At 72.8% G+C, this 17,686-nt stretch carries 14 protein-coding genes; 11 read left to right on the forward strand and 3 right to left on the reverse strand.

The features are described 5' to 3' along the window. Positions 1–48 precede the first annotated feature (48 nt). Genes IE263_RS36340 through IE263_RS36350 form a run of 3 tightly spaced genes read left to right on the forward strand, consistent with a single transcriptional unit; the run spans position 49 to position 3,317 of the window. Positions 49–1,272, forward strand: coding sequence for an acyltransferase family protein (locus IE263_RS36340; protein ID WP_189942328.1), 1,224 nt, complete (start codon positions 49–51; stop codon positions 1,270–1,272). Positions 1,273–1,322: 50 nt separating this feature from the next. Next, entirely contained in the window at positions 1,323–2,072 is a 750-nt protein-coding gene (locus IE263_RS36345) for an MBL fold metallo-hydrolase (protein WP_189942329.1), read from the forward strand. 9 nt (positions 2,073–2,081) lie between these two features. Continuing rightward, on the forward strand, positions 2,082–3,317 hold the full coding sequence (locus IE263_RS36350; protein WP_189942330.1) for a DUF4032 domain-containing protein: 1,236 nt from the start codon (positions 2,082–2,084) through the stop codon (positions 3,315–3,317). Position 3,318: 1 nt separating this feature from the next. Here IE263_RS36350 and IE263_RS36355 read toward each other — a convergent pair whose 3' ends face one another. Next, on the reverse strand, positions 3,319–4,191 hold the full coding sequence (locus IE263_RS36355) for a universal stress protein (RefSeq protein WP_189942331.1): 873 nt from the start codon (positions 4,189–4,191) through the stop codon (positions 3,319–3,321). Between the two features lie 67 nt (positions 4,192–4,258). Between IE263_RS36355 and IE263_RS36360 the strand changes: the two genes are divergently transcribed. The 4 genes from IE263_RS36360 to IE263_RS36375 all read left to right on the forward strand — a co-directional run bounded on the left by IE263_RS36360 (position 4,259) and on the right by IE263_RS36375 (position 8,272). Next, positions 4,259–4,612, forward strand: a complete 354-nt coding sequence (locus IE263_RS36360) for a VOC family protein (protein ID WP_189942332.1) — start codon at positions 4,259–4,261, stop codon at positions 4,610–4,612. 161 nt (positions 4,613–4,773) lie between these two features. Continuing rightward, the gene (locus IE263_RS36365; protein WP_189942333.1) at positions 4,774–6,450 is read left to right on the forward strand and encodes an NAD(P)/FAD-dependent oxidoreductase; all 1,677 of its coding nucleotides are present in this window, start codon (positions 4,774–4,776) and stop codon (positions 6,448–6,450) included. Beyond that, positions 6,447–7,922 (forward strand): ATP-binding protein, encoded by a 1,476-nt coding sequence (locus tag IE263_RS36370; RefSeq protein WP_189942334.1) that lies wholly within the window; start codon positions 6,447–6,449, stop codon positions 7,920–7,922. The genes IE263_RS36365 and IE263_RS36370 overlap by 4 nt, the downstream gene beginning before the upstream one ends. Continuing rightward, on the forward strand, positions 7,919–8,272 hold the full coding sequence (locus IE263_RS36375; protein WP_189942335.1) for a UBP-type zinc finger domain-containing protein: 354 nt from the start codon (positions 7,919–7,921) through the stop codon (positions 8,270–8,272). Before IE263_RS36370 ends, IE263_RS36375 begins: the two co-directional genes overlap by 4 nt. 98 nt (positions 8,273–8,370) lie before the next feature. On the opposite strand, the gene IE263_RS36380 is transcribed toward IE263_RS36375, so the two are convergent. Continuing rightward, the gene (locus tag IE263_RS36380) at positions 8,371–10,170 is read right to left on the reverse strand and encodes a M4 family metallopeptidase (protein WP_189942336.1); all 1,800 of its coding nucleotides are present in this window, start codon (positions 10,168–10,170) and stop codon (positions 8,371–8,373) included. A 326-nt stretch (positions 10,171–10,496) separates the two neighbouring features. Between IE263_RS36380 and IE263_RS36385 the strand changes: the two genes are divergently transcribed. The 4 genes from IE263_RS36385 (at position 10,497) to IE263_RS36400 (ending at position 16,196) form a co-directional block, all read left to right on the forward strand. Then, positions 10,497–11,708 (forward strand): serine hydrolase domain-containing protein, encoded by a 1,212-nt coding sequence (locus tag IE263_RS36385; RefSeq protein ID WP_189942337.1) that lies wholly within the window; start codon positions 10,497–10,499, stop codon positions 11,706–11,708. Positions 11,709–11,832: 124 nt separating this feature from the next. Further along, positions 11,833–13,176 (forward strand): CAP domain-containing protein, encoded by a 1,344-nt coding sequence (locus IE263_RS36390; RefSeq protein WP_189942338.1) that lies wholly within the window; start codon positions 11,833–11,835, stop codon positions 13,174–13,176. Positions 13,177–13,338: 162 nt separating this feature from the next. After that, positions 13,339–14,298: a threonine/serine dehydratase family protein gene (locus tag IE263_RS36395; RefSeq protein ID WP_189942339.1), complete on the forward strand. Its 960-nt coding sequence runs from the start codon at positions 13,339–13,341 to the stop codon at positions 14,296–14,298. 257 nt (positions 14,299–14,555) lie between these two features. Beyond that, positions 14,556–16,196: a serine/threonine protein kinase gene (locus IE263_RS36400; protein WP_189942340.1), complete on the forward strand. Its 1,641-nt coding sequence runs from the start codon at positions 14,556–14,558 to the stop codon at positions 16,194–16,196. On the opposite strand, the gene IE263_RS36405 is transcribed toward IE263_RS36400, so the two are convergent. Beyond that, positions 16,188–17,630: a serine hydrolase domain-containing protein gene (locus IE263_RS36405; RefSeq protein ID WP_189942341.1), complete on the reverse strand. Its 1,443-nt coding sequence runs from the start codon at positions 17,628–17,630 to the stop codon at positions 16,188–16,190. The two genes, IE263_RS36400 and IE263_RS36405, sit on opposite strands and share 9 nt — an antisense overlap. Positions 17,631–17,686: the final 56 nt, after the last annotated feature.

The following is a 17,686-nucleotide window of genomic DNA, read 5'->3' on the forward strand; positions in this document are numbered from 1 at the left end:
TGTGCATTCCGCGTTTACGTACCCCTCGGGGGTACGTACGTTGCCCCCATGACGAACCCACCGGAGCACGTGTCCGTGCCCGACCGGCCCGAGACCGCATCCCGGCGTACGGAACTGGACGTGCTGCGTGCCCTGGTCGTGGTGGGCCTGGTCTTCTTCCACGCCGCGCTGGTCTTCTCCCCGGACGACGACTTCTACGTCAAGAACGCCGACACGACCGAGGCCGTGACCGTCGTCGCCGGTCTCGGCGTGGTCTGGGCGATGCCGATGCTGTTCCTGGTCGCAGGGCTCGGCGCACGCCACTCGGTCCGCCGGCGCGGCCCCGGCGGCTTCGCCCGCGAGCGTCTGCTGCGCCTGGGCGTCCCGCTGGTCTTCGCCACGGTCGCCCTCGACCCGCTCCCGCAGTGGCTGCGGCAGCGCGCCGCCGACCCCGCCTACGACGAGTCGTACGGGCACTTCTGGCTCCGCTTCTTCGACGTCCACCTGGACCTTGCCGACTTCCCCTTCGTCCTCGACGGGGAGCACTTCGAGACCGGCCATCTGTGGTTCGTGGTGCTCCTGCTCGTCTTCTGCCTGCTGGTCGCGGCGGTTGCGGGGCCGGTGGCGACGGCCGGCGAACGCGCCGCCTCCGCTCTCGCGGACCGCCCGGCCCTCCTGCTGCTGCCCGCCCTCCCGCTGGCCCTGCTCAATGTCCTGCTCGGCATGGAGGAAGGCTTCGCCGGCTGGAACCGCTGGACGTACCTGCTGTTCTTCCTCTACGGCTACGCCCTCGCCGACGACGAGCGCAGCCGCGCCGGCATGCGTCGCCTGGCCGTGCCGGTCGGTGTCGCCGGGCTGGTCCTCTTCCTGGCGACCGCGCCCGGATTCTCGGCGGCGGACGACCCGTTCACCGACCGGACACCGCTCGCGCTGCTCACCCGCGCGCTGTTCAGCGCGGCGGGCTGGTGCTGGGTCGTGGCGATCCTGGGCCTGCTGGACAGGCGCCGTGCCCGACGGCGTCCGGCGCCGGTCGGCCGGGGCCGCGGCGGTCCCGTCCTCGGCTATCTCGTCGTCGCCGCGCTGCCGTTGTACGTGCTCCACCAGCCGGTCGTCGTCGCGTTCGCCTACGGCGTGGTCGGCTGGAGCGCGCCGATCGCCGTCAAGTACGCGGCGATCGTGACCGCTTCGCTGGCGGCGACGCTCCTGGTGTACGAGTTCCTGGTGCGCCGGACGCCGGTGACGAGGTTCCTGTTCGGCATGCGCACCGCCCCGCCGCCCGCGCCCCCGTCCTGATCTGCTTTGCTGTCCCCGTCGGGCACGGACCTCACCCCCACGGGACAGCGATGCGGGCAGACGTACAGCAAGTGGCGGACGGCACCTATCTGGTGCACGGCAGCAACACCAACTGGGTCATCCTCACCGAGGGGGACGCCGTCACCCTCATCGACACCGGGTACCCGGGGGACCGGCAGCTCGTCCTGGACTCCCTCGCGGCGGTGGGCAGTTCACCCGAGGCGGTCGCGGCGGTGCTGATCACCCACGCCCACAACGACCACCTGGGCTCCGCCGAGCACCTGCGCGCGACGTACGGCACGCCCGTCTACCTCCATCCGGCCGAAGTCCCCCACGCCCGGCGGGAGTTCCTCCAGCAGGTGACCGTCGGCGAGGTGCTGAGGAACGTCTGGCGTCCGGGTGTGCTGCCGTGGATGGTGCACGTGCTGCAGTCCGGCGGCACCGAGCAGCACCCGGTCACCGCTCCGGAGCCCTTCCCGGCCGCCACCGGCCCACTGGACCTGCCCGGCCGGCCCGTGCCCGTGCACACCCCCGGCCACACGGACGGCCACGCCGTCTTCCATCTCCCGGAGGCCGGGATCGTCGTCTCCGGCGACGCGCTGGTCAGTGGCCACCGCACCTCCCGGGTGCAGGGGCCGCAGCTGCTGCCCGACATGTTCCACCACGAGCGCGCCCGCGCGGTGGCGTCCCTGGACACGATCGAGGAACTGGACGCGGACGTCCTGCTGCCCGGCCACGGGCCGGTGCACCGGGGCTCCGTGCGGGAGGCGGCGCAGCGGGCACGGGAACGGGCCGTCTAAGGTCAGGCCATGGCTTTGCAGATCAGCGCCACCAACCCGGAGCACCCGGCCCTCCTGCTGGAGCTGCCCTGGCACGTGCCCCTGGAGCAGTGGCCCGAGGAGGTCCTCGTGCCGCTGCCCCGGGGCATCTCCCGGCACGTGGTGCGCTACGCCCGCGCCGGCGACGAGGTGATCGCCGTCAAGGAGCTGGCCGAGCGCCCGGCGCTGCGCGAGTACGAGCTGCTGCGCGACCTCGACCGGATCGGCATCCCGGCCGTCGACCCGCTGGCCGTGGTCACCGGGCGCACCGACAGCGCGGGCGATCCACTGGAGTCCGTGCTGGTCACCCGGCATCTGGGCGGCTCGATGCCGTACCGGTCGATGTTCGAGACGACCATGCGGCCGGCCACCATGCACCGGCTGATGGACGCCCTCGCCGTGCTGCTGGTACGGCTGCACCTGGCCGGGTTCGCGTGGGGCGACTGCTCGCTGTCCAACACGCTCTTCCGGCGCGACGCGGGCGCCTACGCCGCCTACCTCGTCGACGCCGAGACCGGCGACCTGCACCCGCAGCTGAGCAACGGGCAGCGCGACTACGACCTCGAACTCGCCCGGGTGAACATCAGCGGCGAGCTGCTCGACCTGGAGGCGTCCGGGGCGCTGCACCCGTCGGTGGACCCGGTCGAGTTCGGCATGGAGATCTGCGCCCGCTACCAGAGCCTGTGGCAGGAGCTGACCCGCACCTCCGTCTACCCCGCGGGCAAGTACCACTACATCGAGCGCCGGATCCGCCGGCTCAACGACCTCGGCTTCGACGTGGCGGAGATGCAGATCGAGCACTCCTCCAACGGCGACACGGTCACCTTCGTGCCCAAGGTCGTCGACGCGGGCCACCACCAGCGGCAGCTGCTGCGCCTGACCGGCCTGGACACCGAGGAGAACCAGGCGAGACGGCTGCTGAACGACCTGGAGAGCTGGATGGCGACCCAGGACGACTACGCGCCCGGCGACCCCCTCGCCGCCCGCCCCGAGGTGCTCGCGCACCGGTGGGTGCGCGACGTGTTCCGGCCGACCGTGCGGGCCGTGCCGGTCGAGCTGCGCGGCTCCATGGACCCGGCGGAGATCTACCACGAACTCCTCGAACATCGCTGGTACCTGTCGGAGCGGGCGCAGCACGACATCGGGCTGGACACGGCCGTCAAGGACTACATCGAGAAGATCCTGCCCAAGGCGCGGGAGACGCTGGAGCCGACCCTGCCGGAGTGAGTCAGGCGTGCGGGACGACGGCGACCGGGCAGTCGGCGTGGTGCAGCATGCCGTGCGCCACCGAGCCGATCCGGGCGCCGACCGCGGTGCGGTGGGCTCGGCGGCCGACGACCATCAACTGGGCCCGCCCCGACACCGACAGCAGCACCTGCCCCGCGCTGCCGATCTCCACGTGCTCGACGACCGGCACGTCCGGGAAACGCTTCCGCCACGGCTCCAGGGCCGCGGCCAGCGCCTGCCTCTCGTACGGCTCCAGGCCGCCGGCGTCGTCGAGGAGCTTGAGCGAGGCGGGGCTGTAGGCGAACACCGGCGGCAGCGTCCAGGCGCGGACGGCGCGGACGGTGGCGCCGCGGGCGGCGGCCGTCTCGAACGCGAACCGCAGGGCGGGGGCGCTGTCCTCGGGGGCACCCTGCTGGCCGACGACGATCTCGTGCCCGGCCACCTCGGTACTGGGCTGGTCACCGGCGCGGACCAGGACCACCGGGCGGGTGGCCTCGGCGATCACCTGCTGTCCGACGGAGCCCAGCAGGAACCCGACGACGGCGCCGTGCCCGCGTGAACCGAGGACCAGCATCTGCGACTCCGCCAGGGCGGCGACCAGCGTCTCCACCGCGTCGCCCTCCAGGACGTCGGTGGTGATCGTCAGCCCGGGGTGCCGCTCGGCGACGGCCGCGACGGCCTCCTGGACGGATTCCCGCACCCACCGTTCCTGATCGTCCCGGCCCGCCACCTCGGCCGCCGCGGCCGACTGGAACCGCCAGGCGTGCACCACCCGCAGCGCCAGGTCCCGCCGGACGGCCTCCCGGGCCGCCCAGGCGAGCGCCGCGCGGCTCTCGTCCGTCCCGTCGACCCCTGCCGTGATCGGGCCCGTCATCCCGCTGCCTCCCTGGTCGTAAGAAAATGCGATCCTTCTGCCCTCAGTCTTCACTACGCTGCCCGTCATGACCTTGGAATGGGAACAGGTAATCGTCGACGCGGCCGACCCGGTCGCCCTGGGCCGCTGGTGGGCGGAGGCCCTCGGCTGGGTCACGGTCGACGAGGGGACCGACGAGTACGAGATCCGCCCCGCACCGGACAAGCTCCCGGGTCTGCTCTTCGTACGGGTGAAGGATGCCAAGACGGTCAAGAACCGGCTGCATCTGGACTTCCGCCCCGACGACCAGCGCGCCGAGGTCGAGCGGCTGCTGGCCCTGGGGGCCCGGCACGCGGACGTGGGGCAGGGCGAGCAGACCTGGGTGACGCTGGCCGACCCCGAGGGCAACGAGTTCTGCGTGCTGGGCGCGCGGCAGGGCTGACCCCCGATCCCGGTCGCGTCTGCCTCCGCGTGCCCTGGCGTGTGCCGTGAGCGCACTGCCTCCCGCCTCCCGGCGCGAGTCGGGCCGATCAAACATACGATGGGCGGAGCCGGCGCGGGATTCGCCGTGTCGCGAGCCGGAACCACTCGGGGTGGAAACGTATGGCACAGGCCGCCGAAACAGCGCGGACCGTCATCCTGACCGTGGACGACGACCCGGGGGTCTCCCGCGCCGTCGCCCGAGACCTGCGGCGCCGCTACGGCGCCTCGTACCGAATCGTGCGCGCGGAGTCCGGCGAGTCCGCGCTGGAGGCGCTGCGCGAGCTGAAGCTGCGCGGGGACCTGGTGGCCGTGATCCTCGCCGACTACCGCATGCCGCAGATGAACGGCATCGAGTTCCTCGAACAGGCCCTGGACGTGTACCCGGGCGCACGGCGCGTGCTGCTCACCGCGTACGCCGACACCAACGCGGCCATCGACGCGATCAACGTCGTCGACCTCGACCACTACCTGCTCAAGCCGTGGGACCCACCCGAGGAGAAGCTCTACCCGGTCCTGGACGACCTCCTCGCGGCGTGGCGCACCAGCGACTACCGGCCGGTGCCCAGCACGAAGGTGGTCGGGCACCGGTGGTCGGCGCGCTCCTCGGAGGTGCGGGAGTTCCTGGCCCGCAACCAGGTGCCGTACCGCTGGTACTCCGCCGACGAGCCCGAGGGGCGCCGGCTGCTGGCGGCGGCCGGGGCGGACGGGCAGAGGCTGCCGCTGGTGATCACCCCGGAGGGGACACCACTGGTCGAGCCGGACGCGCCGGAACTGGCCGCCCGCGTGGGGCTGGCGACGACGCCGACCGCCGATTTCTACGACCTCGTGGTGATCGGCGGCGGCCCGGCCGGGCTCGGCGCGGCCGTGTACGGCGCCTCCGAGGGGCTGCGCACGGTGCTGGTGGAGCGGTCGGCGACCGGCGGGCAGGCCGGGCAGAGCTCCCGGATCGAGAACTACCTCGGCTTCCCGGACGGCGTGTCCGGCGCGCAGCTCACCGACCGGGCCCGCCGTCAGGCCACCAAGTTCGGCGCCGAGATCCTTTCCGCGCGCGAGGTCACGGGACTGGAGGTCAACGGCGCCGCGCGCGTCGTACGGTTCTCCGACGGCTCGGCGATCGCCGCGCACAGCGTGATCCTGGCGACCGGCGTGTCGTACCGGCAGCTCCAGGCGCCCGGCACCACCGAACTGACCGGCTGCGGGGTGTTCTACGGGTCGGCGCTGACCGAGGCGCCCTCCTGCCAGGGCCACGACGTGTACATCGTCGGCGGCGCCAACTCCGCGGGGCAGGCGGCCATGTACCTGGCGCGGGGCGCCAAGTCGGTGACGCTGCTGGTGCGCGGGCCGGACCTGTCGGCGTCCATGTCGTACTACCTGATCCAGCAGATCGACGAGGCGCCCAACATCTTCGTGCGCCCCACGACGGTCGTCGAGTCCGCGCACGGCGACGGCCATCTGGAGCAGCTGACGCTGCGCGACACACAGACCGGACACACCGAACGCGTCGACGCGCAGTGGCTGTTCGTGTTCATCGGCGCGGCGCCGCTGACCGACTGGCTGGACAGGACGGTCCTGCGCGACGACAACGGGTTCATCCTCGCCGGGCCCGACCTCACCCCCGACGGACGGCCGCCCGTGGGCTGGGAGCTGGACCGGCCGCCGTACCACCTGGAGACCAACATTCCCGGCGTGTTCGTGGCGGGCGACGCCCGTGCCGAGTCCGCCAAGCGGGTCGCGTCCGCCGTCGGAGAGGGAGCCATGGCCGTGATGCTCGTCCACCGGTATCTGGAGCAGTCGTGAGCGGGCAGCTGCTGCCGTGCAGCCCGCAGGAGGTCGGCTCCCTGTTCCTGTTCGAGAAGCTCTCCCCGGAGCAGCTCGGGCGGTTGTGCGCCGAGGGGCGGGTGGAGCGGTTCGAGACCGGGCCCGTGTACACCGAGGGTGATCCGGCGACCTGCTTCTACGTGATGATCGAGGGCACGGTCGTGCTGTACCGCCGGGTCGGCGGCGACGACGTCGAGGTCAGCCGCACCTCGCAGCGCGGGGTGTACGCGGGGGCCATGCAGGCGTACCTCGGGGACCGGGTGCCGCAGGTCTACAACAACTCGATGCGGGTGACGGAGCCGACGCGCTTCTTCGTGCTGCCCGCGCAGTCGTTCGCGGACATCATGCAGGAGTGGTTCCCGATGGCCGCCCATCTGCTGGAGGGGCTCTTCTTCGGTTCGAAGAACACCCAGCGGGCCATCGGGCAGCGGGAACGGCTGCTCGCCCTGGGCTCGTTGTCGGCGGGGCTCACGCACGAGCTCAACAACCCCGCGGCGGCGGCCGTGCGGGCCACCGCGACGCTGCGGGAGCGGGTGGCGAAGATGCGGCACAAGCTCGCCGTCATCGCCCAGGGCCCCTACTCCCCCGAGGCCCTCGCCGAGCTCATCGAGATCCAGGAGCGCACGGCCGAACGGGTCGCCAAGGCACCGGCGTTGAGCCCGCTGGAGGCCTCGGACCGGGAGGACGAGCTCACCGACTGGCTCGACGACCACGGCATCCCGGAGGGCTGGCGGATCGCGCCGACCTTCGTGCAGGCCGGGCTCGACGTGGACTGGCTCGAGCAGGTCGCGGCGGCCGTGGACGCGGACATCCTGCCGGGGGCGATCGGGTGGCTCAACTACACGGTCGAGACCGAGCTGTTGATGGACGAGATCGACGACTCCACCAACCGGATCTCGCACCTCGTCGACGCCGCCAAGCAGTACTCGCAGCTCGACCGCGCCCCCTACCGGGTGGTCGACGTGCACGAACTCGTCGACAGCACCCTGCTGATGCTGTCCGGGAAGATCGGGCAGCGCATCGAGGTCGTCAAGGACTACGACCGCACGGTCCCGCCGGTCCCGGCCTACCCGGCGGAGCTCAACCAGGTGTGGACGAACCTGGTCGACAACGCGGTCTTCGCCATCAACAGCACCGGTGGAGAGGGCACGTTGACGGTCCGGACGGCGCGGGAGGGCGACCGGCTGCTGGTGGAGTTCCGCGACACCGGCCCCGGCATCCCCGCGGACATCCGCAGCCGTATCTTCGACCCCTTCTTCACCACCAAGCCGGTGGGTGAGGGCACCGGGCTGGGCCTGGACATCTCCTGGCGGATCGTGGTCAACAAGCACCACGGCAGCCTCCAGGTCGAGTCGGTGCCGGGCGACACCCGCTTCCAGGTCCTCCTGCCGCTGACCGCCCCCGAGTCCGAGACCGCACCGGAACCCGAGACCGCCGAGGAGCCCGTATGACCGACGCCACCGGAATCGACCCGACCGTCCCGCCCAGCGGTACCGGCTGCGTCGACTGCGACGCGGTCGGCGGCTGGTGGTTCCACCTGCGGCGCTGCGCGGCCTGCGGCCACATCGGCTGTTGCGACTCCTCCCCCGCCCAGCACGCCACGGCCCACTGGAGGGCCACCGGGCATCCCCTGGTGCGCAGCTTCGAGCCGGGTGAGGAGTGGTTCTGGGACTACGACAACGACGAGCTGTACGAGTCCGGACCCGAGCTGGCGCCGCCGGTCAGCCACCCGGCGGACCAGCCGGCGCCGGGTCCGGCGGGACGCGTGCCGGCGGACTGGACGCGGTCGCTGCACAGCTGAGGGGCCCGCCCCGCAATCGCCGCGGCACCGGAGCCGGAACCGGTCGACGGGGGTGCGCCCGGGCTCCCGGCGCGGGCGCACCCCCTGTCGTCCCGGCGTCAGCGCCCGCCGGCCGGCGTGTTCGCGGCGGTCACGTTGACGGCGGCCCAGGCCCGGTTGACCGTCTTGTACTCCGTGCCGGCTGCGCCGTAGAGGTCCTTCGCCGCCTTCAGCGTCGCGACGCGCGCGTCGTGGAAGTCGGTCGAGGAGACCATGTAGCGGGTCAGGGCGCGGTAGAAGATCGCGGTGGCCTTGGCGCGGCCGATGCCCTTGACGGGAACGCCGTCGTAGGTCTGCGAGTCGTAGGCGACCCCGCGGATCGTCTTGCGGCCGCTGCCCTCGGCGAGCAGGTAGTACGCGTGCGAGGAGACGCCGGAGCCGGCGTGGACCTCGGCGTCGCGCGTGGCCGGTGACCAGTAGTCGATGGCGCCTTCGAGCTTGTCGAGGGAGGGCTTGTCCAGGCGGCGCAGGAACTTCTGGTCGAGGCCGAGCTTCTCGCCGATCAGGTAGTTCGGCGGGTTCTTGGGGTTGTCGGTGCTGAACTCGACGTTGGCGCCGAAGATGTCGGCGAGCGACTCGTTCAGGGAGCCGGGCTCGCCGTACTGGTTGCCCTGCGCGTCGACGTACGTGGGCTCCAGGCGGGCGGTCGCGTCGACGACGCCGTGGGTGAGCTCGTGGCCGGTGACGTCGAGGACGACGAGCGGCTTCTTGATCATCTGGCCGTCGCCGTCGCCGTACAGCATGCAGACGCAGGCCGGGTCCCAGAAGGCGTTGGCGACCTTGTCGCCGAAGTGGACCATGGCGCGGGCGCCCTTGCCGTTGTTCGCGATGCCCTTGCGGCCGAAGGACTTCTTGTAGAAGTCGAGGGTCTTGGTGATGCCGTACTGGGCGTCGACGGCGGCGCTGGCGCGGCTGGAGACGGCGCCGTTGCCCCACTTGTTGGTGGTGCTGGTGAACGTCCTGCCGCGGGCGAAGTTCTCCAGTTCCTGGTTCTTCGCGTCGCGTGTCTCGGTGCCCCAGTGTGTGGGGTCCTTGAGCAGGTAGCTGGTGCGCGCGGTGCGGGTCGTGGTGAGCGGGACCTTGCCGGCGAAGAGGGAGGTGCCGGTTCCGGTGGCCGTGGACGGGTAGCGGGCGGCGGCCCCGGCCGAGGGTGCCGCGGTGAGGCCGGCGGACTGCGGGGCGGTGCCGGTGGCCGGGTCGAGCGTCTCGCCGCGCTCGCGCAGCGCGTCGATGAGGTGCGGTGAGAGGAACTCGTCACTGTCGGGCACGTTGCTGCGGACCGTGCCGGTGAGGGCGTCGACGACGACCGTGCGGGAGCCGCCGGCCTCGGTGGTGTCGCTGCCGGTCACACGGACCTGGTAGGCGAGGGCGCCGGCGCCGCCCCGGGCGTCCACGACGAGTTCGGCGCTCTCCGCCTCGCCCTCGGCGACGGCGGCGGCCTTCTCCTCGGCCTGGCGGGCCGTCAGCTTCGCGCGGGTGACGGCCGGGGCGACGGTGTGGTCGGCGGCCCGGGTGACACCCGCGTACGTGAGCCGCTCGGTGAGGTGGACGACGAGGTCGCCGCCGAGGACGGGCATCCCCTGGTGGGTCCGGACGAACCGGACGTGACGTGCGCCCTCCGGGTCGATCATCACGTCCTGGGCCTGCAGGTCGTCACCCCGGCCGACGCCGGTCGCCGGGGCGTGGGCGAAGGCGGCGGCGCGGGCCGCCTTCACCACGGAGGTCGCCGGGGAGGCGGTCGTGGCGGTGGCGTGGGCCTCCCCCGCGGGCGGGGCCGCGAAGGCCGTGCCCGTCAGGCCCGTGGCGGCCGTGGTCACGGCGACGGCGACCGCCAGGCTGCGTATGTGTGCTCTCCGCACTGGTGAGGATTCCTTCTGCGTTCCGGCGGTTCGCGGCTGCGCAACCGCCTTGGGACATGGCGCCGTTGGGCGCCAAGGGGGCTGGTCGGACCCCTGGAACCGCACCCTTACGGGTGAGACATGTCCATGTAAAGCGGAAATCGTCGCTTTCGACCGCTCCCGCCGCAATACTTTGGCCGACCCCGTCGCACAGTGATCAGCGAGTGGCCATCTGTGCGTCGGCTGTGGAGATGTGACGGAACGGAAGAAGGTTGCCTGGGGTGAATGTGACCGATCTCGCATCAGCGGACGACCGGCGGAGACGGGGAAGGAGGAGCTCACAGGCGGTGCGCAGGAGTGCGGCGCTCGGGGTGGCACTGCTGTCCCTCCTGACGGTTCCGGCCCATGCCGCTTCCCCGGAACCGCGCCCCGCCGCGGCCTCCGTCGCGCTGGCGAAGCCCGACCTCGCGGGCCTGCGGAGCAGTCTCCGTACGGCGCTGAGCCAGGGTGCGCCCGGCGCGATGGCGCGCCTCGACGACCAGGGCACGGTCCACCAGGTGGCCGTAGGAGTCGCCGACCGGGGGACGGGCCGGGCGCTGACTACCGCCGACCGCTTCCGCATCGGCAGCGTCACCAAGACCTTCTCCGCCGTCGTCCTGCTGCAACTCGCCGACGAGGGCAGACTCAGCCTGGACGCGCCGGTCAACCGGTACCTGCCGGGGCTCCTGCCCGACGACCGGATCACGGTCCGGCATGTGCTCAGCCACCGCAGCGGCCTGTACGACTACACCGACGACCTGTTCGCGAGCAGCGTCTCCGGCTTCGAGGCCGTCCGCACCAAGGTCTTCACCTACCGTCAGCTGGTGGACCGCTCACTGCGCCACGCGCGCACCACGGCCCCCGGCGGCGCCTACTCCTACTCCAACACCAACTTCGTCGTGGCGGGCATGCTCATCGAGACGCTCACCCGCCACCCCGTGCGCACCGAGTACCAGAACCGGATCATCGAGCCGCTGAAGCTGCGCGACACCTTCTACGTCCACCCGGACACCCAGATCCCCGGCCGCCACAGCCGCGGTTATCTCACCCCCGACGCCCCCGCCACGGCCCTGGTCGACGCGACCAGGCAGACCGTGTCCTGGGCGCAGAGCGCGGGCGCGCTCATCTCCAGCGCGCGGGACGTCAACACCTTCCTGTCGTCACTGCAGCGGGGCCGGCTGATGTCCGCCACGGGGCTGAAGCAGATGCGCCGGTGGGTCCCGGCGGGCACCAAGCAGGCGTACGGGCTGGGGCTGCGACGCCGCGACCTGTCCTGCGGGGTGTCCGTGTACGGGCACACGGGTGCCGTACAGGGCTACTACACGTACGCGTTCACGTCGCAGGACGGGCGGCGCAGTCTGACCGCGCTCGCGAACGCCTCCAACAACGCGCGCGTGCACAACGCGATGCTCCGCACGCTGGAGTCCGCGTTCTGCGGGACGGCAGCGGGGGCACGCAGGGGTGTGGTGCTGCCCTACGAGCGGGCCGAGGACATCGCTGCCGTGGGACGGCGCACCTGACCTCGCAACCGGCGGACGGGCCGGCGGGGGCCGGCAGCGGCGGGAACCCGCCGGCCTTGTCGGCCGTTCTCCGGACAGACCCCCAGGCCCCACGGGGCCGGGACGACGACACCAGGGTGGCAGGATGAACGAGTTGGTCCCCGGGGGCAACACGCCCCTCCCGGGCGGCGCCCTGGCCGTCCGGGTGCCCGGCCCCTTCGACGTCAGCGCGCTGGTCACGGACGACAGCGGCAAGGTCCGGGGCGACGGCGACTTCGTGTTCTACAACCAGCCGACGGCCCCGGGAGCCCGGCTCCAGGGCGACACGCTCACGCTGGACCCGGCCGGCCTGCGGGCCGGCGCCACCCGCGTCACGGTGGTGGTCAGCGCCGCCGAGCCGGGCACCCCACTGGCCCGCCTGCCCGCCCCCACCCTCCATGTCACCGACCCGCGCGGCCGCCCGCTCGCCCGGTTCGCGCCCCCACCCGCACAACAGGAGACGGTCCTGCTGCTGGCGGAGGTCTACCGACGAGGCGGAGGATGGAAGCTGCGGGCGCTCGGGCAGGGGTACGCGGACGGCCTGGCGGGCCTGGCACGGGACTTCGGGGTGGACGTCGTGGAGGACGAACCCACGCCGCCGTCCCGCCCCGCTCCCGCACAGCCCTCCGCCCCCACCCTCTTCGTACAGCCCTCCACCCCGACCGCCGCCCCCGACCCGGACGACTTCCTCTCGCTGGTCAACCCCGCGCGGGCCACGGCCGGTTCCCCTCCCGTCTCCCTCGACGCCCGGCTGGTCTCCGCGGCCCGGTCGCATGCCGCCGCCATGGCCGCGGCCGGGCGGCTCGGCGGCGAAGGACGGGACGGCGTCTCGGTCCACCAGCGAGTCACGGCCGCCGGATTCCAGTACCTCGCCGTGGGCGAGCACCTGGTCTCCGGGCCCCGCACACCCGCCGCGTTCGTCGCGTACTGCCTGCGCACCGACCGGCCCCGGCGCACGCTCCAGGACCCGGTGTTCACACACGTCGGCCTCGCGCAGGTCAGGGACGAGCGCTCCGGCGACATGTACTGGACCGCCCTGTGGGCGAGCCCGCTCACACCGGGCGGGCTGGCCCGGACGGAGGCGGAGGTCGTCGACCTCACCAACCGGGAGCGGGCGCGGTCCGGACTGCGCCCGCTCGCCGTCGACCCGCTGCTCGCCACGGCCGCGCGGGCGCACAGCGCGGACATGGTGGCGCGCTCCTTCTACTCCCATACCTCGCCCGAGGGCGGCCAGCCGTGGGACCGCGCCGCGGCGGCGGGGTCCACCCGGCGGACGATCGGCGAGAACATCGCCTGCGGCCAGCGTTCCCCCGCGGAGGTGGTGGAGGGCTGGATGAACAGCCCCGGTCACCGCGCCAACATCCTCAGACCCGCCTTCACCCACATCGGCGTCGGCTTCGCGGGCGGCGGCCCGGCGGGCACGTACTGGACACAGCTCTTCGGCGCCTGACGCTCCGTCGGCCCCCTGTTTCCGGTGCGGCGCGATCCCTGACGGTGCCTCGGCCTCGCTGGCCACGCTCCCTGTTGCCCTGCCCGCAGTTGACCTTGACCGCGCCGCACGACAGGGTGCGAAGCGGTGCGCCGGGACGGGCGTGCCGGAAAGGTGGTCGTCTTGATCGGCATCTCGGACATCGAAGCCGCGGCGGAGCGGATCGCCGGGCACGTCGTCCGCACCCCGACTCTCCCCAGCCCCGGGCTCTCCACGCTGCTCGGCGCCCCCGTCACCGTCAAGCTGGAGTTGCTCCAGCGCACCGGCTCCTTCAAGGCGCGCGGAGCCACCGCGAAGCTGCTCTCGCTCGGCGAGGCCGAGCGGGCGGCCGGCGTGGTGGCGGTCAGCGGCGGGAACCACGGGATCGCCGTGGCGGTCATGGCCGCCGCCCTCGACGTCAAGGCCACGGTGGTCATGCCGCGTTCGGCGCCCGTCCGGGCCGTGCAGCTCGCCGAGGAGGCCGGCGCGTCGGTACGGCTGACGGACGGCATGGACACCGCCTTCTCGCTGGTGACCCGGTTGCGGGACGAGGGGCTGACGCTGCTCCATCCCTTCGACGATCCGGTGGTCGTCGCCGGTCAGGGTACGGTCGGGCTGGAGTTCGCCGCCGACGCCGGGGAGTTGACGGACGTCCTGGTCAGCGTCGGGGGCGGCGGGCTGATCTCCGGTGTCGCGGCGGCCCTGCGGGACCGCCGGCCGGGCGTGCGGGTCTGGGGCGTGGAGACCGAGGGCGCGGAGGCCATGTCCGAGGCGCTGGCTGCGGGCGGGCCGGTGCCGGTGAAGCTGTCGTCCATCTCCTCCACGCTCAGCGCGCCCGCGGTCTCGCAGCTGACGTACGACCATGTGTCCGCGCTGGTGACCGAGGTGCTCGTGGTGCCGGACCGGGAGGCGGTGCGGGGTTGTGTGGAGCTCGCCGAGCACGCCAAGGTGTGGACCGAGCCGGCCGCCGGGTGTCTGCTTCCGGCGGCCCGGCGCGTCCTGGAGCGGGTCGGGGACGGGGCCCGGCTGGGACTGGTCGTCTGCGGCGGCAATGCGACGACGACGGACATGTCGTCCTGGGTCGAGCAATTCGGGCTGCGGTGAGAAAGGAAAAATCTTCCCTGAGGCCTCCGCCGGGAAATTGACGGCTCCCGTCGGAGGGCTCGTCCGAAGGCACCTCAGAGGCGTTTACCGCTGGTTACACCGCAGGACGACCCCCGGTAATTTGTTTTCCTCGCACATATGCTCGGCGTTCTTGAATGAAAGACAGGAATCGCAACGGAGTTGCCGATCCCTTGAACGGATCCCCTCTCGGCGGTCGTACCACTGGGAAAGGTGAGCAGCCGGGGGTTCAGCGAGGGATGACCATGGTCAAGGCGCACGTCTCCACGCACGAGTTCGTCGCCGGGCGGTACCGGCTCCTCGATGTCGTCCATCAGGAGACGAACCGGGTCAGCTGGTACGGGGAGGACGTCGAGGATGCGCGGCCGTGTCTGGTCACCCGCATCGGGCTGCCCGTCGGCCAGAGCGCGGAGGACGCGGGGCAGGCCGCCGACCGCGTGCTGCGCATGTCCGAGACGATGGCGCAGGTGTGCCCCGGCCGGGTCGCCACGGTGCTCGACGCCGTGCCGGAGGAGGGTTCCCTGTGGATCGTCACCGAGTGGATCGACGGGCTGCCGCTCGGTCAGCTCCTCGAGCAGAAAGGCGGTTTCAGGCCCTCCCGGGCGGCGGCGATCGGGCTGGAACTGCTGGACGTGCTGGAGGCGGCGCACGGCGAGGGCATCACCCACGGGGAGCTGAGTCCCGGCCAGGTGTTCGTGCGGGCGCGCGGCCCGGTCGTCGTCACCGGCTTCGGACTCGCGGGCGCGACGCTCGCTCCGCGCCTGGCGGCCCCCGCGTACGCCTCTCCCGAGCAGGCCCGGAACGAGCGGATCGGGCCCGCGGCCGACCTGTGGGCGCTGGGCGCGATCCTCTACACGATGGTCGAGGGGCGGCCCCCGTACCGGGACCGGGACCGGCCGGAGACCACGCTGAAGGGCGTGGACCGGCTGCCGTTGCGGACGCCGCTGCGGGCCGGTCCGCTGGGCCCGACGGTGCAGGGGCTGTTGCGCAAGGACTCGCGGGAGCGGCTGACCCGGCCGGTCGTGCGGCAGGCCCTCACCCGTGTCCTGGACGAGGACCCGGACCTGGTGCCCGCGCCGCGGATGCGGCGGGCGGTCGCGGTCACCCGGCTCGCCGCTCCCCCGTGGAGCGGGCGGGCGATGGTGGCCGGGACGGCGCTGGCCGTCGTCACGGTGGCGGTCGCCGCGCTCACCGCGACCGGCCAACTGCCCGGCACCGAGGAAACGGCGTCCGGCGGCGCCCAGGCCCGTCCCTCCGCGTCCCCGACCCCGACCGGCGACGACGTCGGCGACAGAGTGACGGACACGCCGGCCCCGACGCCCACCGCCACCGTCACTCCGTCGTCCCCCGCGGCGTCACCGAGCCCCTCGGCCCCCTCTCCCTCCCCCTCCGCCACGGCCCCCGCCGACGCCCTGCCGGCCGGCTTCCGCGTCTACCGCGCGCCCGAGGGCTTCTCCGTCGCCCTCCCCGACGGCTGGAAGCGGCTGGACACCTCGCGCAGCTCCGACCTCGCCTACCGCATCACCTTCGGGGCGGCCGGCGACCCGCGCACGCTCGCGATCACCTACAGCGAACGCCTCGGCCCGGACCCGGTGGCCGTCTGGCGTGACACCGTCGAGCCCGGTCTGCGCCAGGCGTACGGCTTCCGGCGCATCGGTGAGATCGAGGCGACGACGTACCAGGGATACAAGGCGGCCGACATGGAGTGGCTCGTCGACGACGACGGCACGCGCATGCGCACGTTCGGCCGTGGCTTCCTCCTCGGCGGGAACCGGGGTTTCTCGCTGCGCTGGTCGACGCCCGCCGCGGACTGGGAGAAGGCCGCGAACCAGCAGGCCCTGACGACGTTCCTGAAGACCTTCCGGCCCGGCTCAGACTGACGGGCGTGGCGCCCGCAGCGAGCGCAGCGGCCCGCCGTGCAGCGGCTCGGTGGCCCAGCGCGCGGTGAAGGTCCGCCCGGCGAGGGAGCACGTCACCCGCAGCCGGTGCGGGGTCTCCAGGAACATGATGTCCACGGCAAGGGTGTCGCCGTCGGTCCAGCCGCCGCTCACCGCGGTCGGCACCGGCTCCTCGGCCACGCTCCAGCCGCCGGAGTCCAGGCGCACGTCCAGCCGGTCGCCCTCCTCGACGAGGGTCAGCGTCCAGCCGTCCGCGTCCGCCGTGACGGCGGCGCCGGTCAGGCTCGGCTGCTCGGCGCGGACACCGCCCTGCGGAGTGAACTCCGCTGCCGACCACTCCCCTGCCCGGTCCGGCGGCGCGGGCTTGCCGGGGGCCGGCGGCAGGGCGAGGCGCGTCAGCCGGTCGGCGAGGGCCGTGTCGGCGGCTTCGCGGCCGGTCAACGGCCCCGGCCGGAACGCCGGCAGCAGGTGCTGCCAGACCAGCTCCAGCAGGCCCTGCATGTCGCCGGTCGCCGCCGTCGTGGCGATGACGGCGTCCTGCTCGGGCAGGACGAGACAGAACTGGCCGTAGGCCCCGTCGCCCCGGTAGCCGTGCCGCGACCGCCAGAACTGGAAGCCGTACCCCTGCGCCCAGTCCGGCCACCCGGCGTTTACCGTGGTGCCCGCCGTCGGAACGTGCGCGCGGACCGCCTCGGCGACCCACTCCCGCGACAGCACCCGCTTCCCCTCCCACACGCTCTCGCGCAGGTACAGCAGGCCGAGCCGGGCGATCGCGTCGGTCGTCCCGTGCAGGCCGCTGAATCCCAGCTCGCGGCCGTGCCAGGTCAGCCACGCGACCTCGCCGATGCCGAGCGGATCAAGCAGACGCGGCCGCAGGTAGTCGGTGAGCGACTGGCCGGTGACCCGCTGGAGAATCGTGGCGAGGGTGTAGGTGGCGGGCTGGTTGTAGGCGAACACCGTGCCGGGGTCGCGCTCCGGCGGCAGCAGCAGAAAGCCGCGGACCACCTCGTCCGGGTCCAGCGCGGCCGCCCGTTCGTAGGTCTCGTCCTCGTGCCCGCTCGCCATCGACGCCACGTGCCGCACCCGCATCGCCCGGCTGCGCGGGTCGGTGATGTCGGCCTCGAACTCCGGGAAGTACGAGATCACCGGGTCGTCGAGTCCGATCAGTCCCTCGGCGACGGCGAACCCGGCAGCCGTGGCCGTGAAGCTCTTGCTGAGCGAGTACAGCAGATGGAGGCGTTCGGGGGCGTACGGCGCCCACCAGCCGGCGGCGACGACGTGGTCGTGCCGCAGGATCATCAGGCTGTGCAGCTCGATGTGCTCGGCCGCGTCGACGGCGTCGAGGAAGGCGAGGACGCCGGAGGCGTCGACACCCTGGGCGGACGGAGTACTCGAAGGCAGCGGGCGCGCACTCATGCCCGCATCCTTCCCCGTGGACCGAAAGCCCATCGACCGGTTTTGTCGCGCCGCCC

It is taken from the genome of Streptomyces aurantiogriseus (assembly GCF_014649375.1).
GTDB classification, from domain to species: Bacteria; Actinomycetota; Actinomycetes; order Streptomycetales; family Streptomycetaceae; genus Streptomyces; species Streptomyces aurantiogriseus.